This is a genomic window from Paenibacillus sp. 01L418 (genome assembly GCF_056400045.1).
Genome location: NZ_JBFTSN010000462.1, coordinates 1 through 4,792, shown reverse-complemented (window position 1 = coordinate 4,792; position 4,792 = coordinate 1). Strand labels below are relative to the sequence as shown.

The following is a 4,792-nucleotide window of genomic DNA, read 5'->3' as shown; positions in this document are numbered from 1 at the left end:
TGTCAGACCTGAAATAACCATATCCACTTTTCCTGTATCAAGTGCGAGCAGCAAGCCATCAAAGTCCATATCTYGAATTTTGAGCTCAGCATTCATATCTTTCGCAATCTCTCTAGCAATTTCGATATCAAAACCAACGATCGTATCTTTACCGTCTATCATCTTATGGAACTCAAAGGGTGCATAATCGGCACTTGTACCAAGGGTAAGCGTTGTTTTCTCTACTGCTGGAGGATCTGTTGCCGCGTTATTGTTCGTTGCAGCTGGCGTATTTTCCTTATTGTTTTGACCACATGCCGAAAGGACGACCATAACCGAAATAAGCAGCAATGATAATTTCTTTTTCATTTCCATCTCTCCCAATTCATTATCTGATTTAGTCTAAAATCCCCCGAATTGAATACGGAGTTAAATCTGTATACAATATACATATATGATGGTAGTAATTATAACATCGGTTTCCACTATCTACAATGTTTTTTTATGAATCTATTAAAAATTGTTATTTCGATGTGAGTTATTATGACACCTTTCGACATATTCATACGCTTGTCTAATATCTGGATCAGATGATAAAATAGTGAAATCATCTACTGTACGAATGCATGTTCATTCAACTAAGCCATTTCTCTAACCCATATAAAAGTTATACAGCAAACAACTTCACCTCATTAAAGTAAGTTAGAACAGGGGAACCTACATGCAATCACCTAAATACCAATCGTTAAAAGACCATGTTTACGAGTATATCGCTCAAAAAATCCAAGATGGCACATTACTTCCGAATCAAAAAGTTAATGAAGCTGAAATTTGCAAAAAACTAGATATAAGCCGTACGCCTACCAGAGAAGCATTATTTCAACTATCCTCCGACAATCTCCTAGATTATTTACCTAGACGCGGCTTCACTGTCAAAGCCTTCGATTCCAAGAAAAAACTCGATTTTTCCCGAATTATTGGAGTGTTGGATGCACTCGCTGCTACCTTATGTATTGATTTACTTCAGCAGCCTGACTTCACCGAAATGGAAAGGCTTGTCGACAAAATTGATCTTGATATTAGCAAGCTGTATTTTTCCGATTATCATATGGACCAATATAACTTCCATGATATTTATATAAAAAAATGCGATAATCCTGTATTAATTGAAACGTTGAATTCATTAAAAAACAGCTTTATTCGTCAATCCTATGCAAGTGAAGACAAACCAAAGCTCGCAAACGTGCTAAAGCAAGTAAATGCGGAGCATCGAAAAATTCTTAACTTGTTCAAAGAGAAGGATAAAGAAGCCTTGGAAGCTACACTTAAGCATCACTGGCGCATTATTGATACCGAGATGCTCTAATGACATACCAAAAAAAGGCTGCCAGCTTGAAGCTGGCAGCCTTCGTTTATGTACTTTCGAACCTATCACCTAGCGATTAATAGTTTATTAAACTCTAGCAATGGGAGCGGCTTATGATAGTAATAACCCTGCGCTTTGTCACAGCCAAGCTGCTTTAGCTGTTCATATTGATCCAATGTTTCTACGCCCTCAGCAACCACCTGCTTCTGCAGGTCATGCCCCATCGACACAATCGTCTTCACGATGGATAAGCCACCTTGATAGGCATCCATATCAGTAATAAAGGAGCGGTCAATTTTGATAATAGCAATCGGCAGCTGCCTTAGCACACTTAATGAGGAATAACCTGTACCAAAATCATCAATGGCGATATGTATACCTAAAGCAACAAGCTCATCGAGCATCTTTCTAGCTACATTTAAATTATTAACGACCATGCTCTCCGTAATCTCCAAGCATAACCGATCAGGCTCAAGGCCACTGCTGCGCAAAATCTCCTGAACCTTGTTTACGAAATCTGGCTGCATGAATTGTCTCGACGAAACGTTCACCGATAGCATAAAATCATTCCAGCCTTGCTCCTGCCACAGTTTACCCTGCTGACAAGCTTCCGCAATAACCCATTGTCCGATTTCATTAATTAATCCCGTTTGCTCCGCCAGCGTGATAAATTCTCCTGGGTGCACCATGCCAAGCTCTACCGATTGCCAGCGAATAAGCGCCTCCGCCCCTATCAGCTGTCCGCTTGCCAAATTAATCTGCGGCTGATAATGGAGAACAAATTCCTTGCGTTTCAGTGCTTTGCGAAGATGCTTCTCCAGCTTGACGTCCCGCTGTACTAGAGCAATCATCTCATTCGTATACAAACGATACTGATTGCCTCCGCTATGTTTCGCATTGTACATGGCAATGTCTGCCCTCTTGATAAGCCCATCAGAGCTGTCATCATCAAATGGATGGACACTAATTCCAATGCTGCCGCCTAAGTAGAAATCTTGCCCTTGAAGCGTAATCGGCAGCTGAAAGGCTAGATGAATGTTTTCTGCAAGCGATACGATCTCATCATATTCTTCCGCTTCTTTAATTAAAATAATAAATTCATCTCCGCCCAGGCGGGCAAGCAAATGCCGATGGTCCACATTTTGACGCAGGCGCTGAGCAACGTCAATTAAAGCCTGATCACCAAACTGATGTCCAAGCGTATCGTTTATCAGCTTAAAGCGATCCAAATCGATAAGCATGACTCCGAGCAGCGCTTTTGATGATTTCACAGCTTTCAACGAAGTTTCCAGTTCTCGATTAAAATGATAGCGGTTAGGCAGCTTAGTCAATGTATCGTGATGTGCCAAAAAATGTATGAGACGCGACTCTTCCTGCTGCTGCGTAATATCCCGAATGACCATTAACAAAAACCAATCCTTACCCTCAGCCATCATTTCCGTATCAGCCAAAATCGCACGTTTCTGGCCTTTTCGATTCACTATGGTCAGCTCACGGTTTCTCCATGCATCCTTCGGAAAGGAAGCAGCAAAGGCTTCCTCCATGTCTTTGCGTTCGTTCATAACGATGAATTCAGATAAAGAGCGATTTTCCAGCTCCTCTTCCTTCTCAAATCCAAGTATACGAAGCGCACCTGGATTTACTTCCTTCATGATCATATTTTTGTCGATCATAATGATGGCGGTTGGGGAAAAATGATAAAGCAGCTCATATTTTTTGGATGTAGAAGGCAGGAAATCATTTTTCATATAGACACGAAGTGAAATACTCCATATTATAGTTGTCAAAAAAATGACTGAATCTGAAATATAAACATAGGGCGAGAAAGCAGTATATACAATTAAGACCCCGATCGTTGCCAACTGGTAAAATAAATTGGCTTTTAGCAGTATCATAAATCGTTTGCGATCAACGTTATTATTCGCTTTATAATGGGCTATTAAACAAATAGCTATATTAAGCAATGAATACATGACCAAAAAACCATAAATAACAGTCATAGCTGGAGCAACTTCGATTTGCTTCCAAAAACCTTCTATACGAACCCCTTCAAGCAAATATTCTCTTCCTCTTATGGCTAGAAGCAGAAAATACATTATAAAGGGTATAAAAGCTATGCCTATGGTGCTCCATCGAGAAAGCCGATGATAACTGTTTGTTGCCGTGAGATGAAGCAAAACGCTCATGCTTACCGCGGCTATAGAAGCTGGGTAAACCATATAAGCAGAAATATTCAGCGCATACTCGGCAGATAACAGCTGCTCGAGGTATTGAAAAAAAATCATACTCGCCAGCAAACAAATGGTAAGAAAGGCAAGACGATTCTCAATATGCTTAGCGTTTCGTCTTATAATAACTAAAGCGGTGTCAATCATATACATGACGGGAAAGATAAAGAAGAGAAGAAGCATTATGGATTGATAGTCACTCATATGATGAAGCCACCTCGCTGAACATTATTCAAAAATACAATTCACATTTTTATCCAAGCAATAGTACCATTATAAAACTTAAATATCGGCAGGACAACGAGAAAAAGACGGTTAAACAGAGAGCTTCCCTGTCTAACCGTCTTTCGTTTCATAAGAGCATCATGGCTCACGCACAGATTGCTCTTTGTTATTTCTATTTTCTGCCCTTAGCCGCGCTTCCACCTTTAAATGCGGTACTGCCTTTAGTCATGTTAGCGCTTTTAGCATTAGGCGTATTTTTATCGTCCGTTTTACCTTTTTCACCTTCAGCGCCTTTAGCACCTTGGTTTCTGCCAAACACCTTTTTCGCTAACTTCTTCTTTTCCCCTGCTTGCCAGCGATTCCAGCCTTTTTTGTCCGTTCCTCTGCCGGTTCCGCCTTTACCCTTTGTACTACTCATATTATCACTCCATCATGTCTTCTATGCCGAGTTAAACCTCATAAAATGCAGCTAAAGCATCTATCAGAATCTTGTTCCTCGTTATCATTACTTATCAGTATACCATTAATCCTGCACTTGGATTCTTATGATGGCTTTTAAATTTTAAATTTCGTTATGCTCTTCGTTTGTTATTCTTAATAAACATGAACCTTATCGCTCATGATTTTCCGAAGAATATTTTTATGGCGCTCAGCTCTAAGGACCAAAGCCTTTAACGCAGCTAACGCTTCACCAGCTTGTTCGAGGTAATACTCGTCGCCAAAAAGCGTGTATAATCTCATATAATCATTATATTCATCCAGCCATTCATTGAAGTAAGAAGAGATCATTCCCATCACTCCCTTAATTCGATTATAGAGCAAGAACATTAAGATTTTATGAAAAAAATAGGAGGAAAAGCATAAAATCATTCTAGCTGTTTCTGTTCTTATCGTTTATAGTATATTTTAAAGTTTTCTGAATATTCCCAAAAATGTTTACGCACCATTAACAAATGCTGCCCCAATCTATTTATCCTTCTCTATACTATTAAAT

4 protein-coding genes and 1 pseudogene are annotated in these 4,792 nt (G+C 39.6%); 1 reads left to right on the top strand and 4 read right to left on the bottom strand.

What is annotated here, in order from left to right; genetic code table 11:
• The coding region (locus AC1DSE_RS30360) for a transporter substrate-binding domain-containing protein (RefSeq protein WP_477528710.1) at positions 1 to 348 on the bottom strand (348 nt) is incomplete at its 3' end.
• 352 nt (positions 349 to 700) lie between these two features.
• Here AC1DSE_RS30360 and AC1DSE_RS30355 point away from each other — a divergent pair.
• Complete coding sequence (locus AC1DSE_RS30355; protein WP_477509997.1) at positions 701 to 1,345, top strand: GntR family transcriptional regulator; 645 nt, start codon at positions 701 to 703, stop codon at positions 1,343 to 1,345.
• 65 nt (positions 1,346 to 1,410) lie between these two features.
• Here the strand turns inward: AC1DSE_RS30355 and AC1DSE_RS30350 are convergent, their stop codons facing one another.
• The 3 genes and pseudogenes from AC1DSE_RS30350 to AC1DSE_RS30340 form a co-directional block, all read right to left on the bottom strand.
• Positions 1,411 to 3,777 carry a putative bifunctional diguanylate cyclase/phosphodiesterase gene (locus tag AC1DSE_RS30350; RefSeq protein ID WP_477528709.1) on the bottom strand — a complete coding sequence of 789 codons (2,367 nt, stop codon included), beginning with the start codon at positions 3,775 to 3,777 and terminating at the stop codon, positions 1,411 to 1,413.
• A gap of 354 nt (positions 3,778 to 4,131) precedes the next feature.
• A pseudogene (locus tag AC1DSE_RS30345) lies at positions 4,132 to 4,216 on the bottom strand (DUF3934 family protein); the annotation flags it as partial.
• 176 nt (positions 4,217 to 4,392) lie between these two features.
• On the bottom strand, positions 4,393 to 4,587 hold the full coding sequence (locus tag AC1DSE_RS30340) for a hypothetical protein (protein ID WP_076270361.1): 195 nt from the start codon (positions 4,585 to 4,587) through the stop codon (positions 4,393 to 4,395).
• Positions 4,588 to 4,792 lie beyond the last annotated feature (205 nt).

Bases quoted from the DNA above. Each gene is read 5' to 3' on its own strand.
- AC1DSE_RS30355 (WP_477509997.1), top strand. From the start codon at position 701: ATGCAATCACCTAAATACCAATCGTTAAAAGACCATGTTTACGAGTAT.
- AC1DSE_RS30350 (WP_477528709.1), bottom strand. From the start codon at position 3,777: ATGAGTGACTATCAATCCATAATGCTTCTTCTCTTCTTTATCTTTCCC.
- AC1DSE_RS30340 (WP_076270361.1), bottom strand. From the start codon at position 4,587: ATGATCTCTTCTTACTTCAATGAATGGCTGGATGAATATAATGATTAT.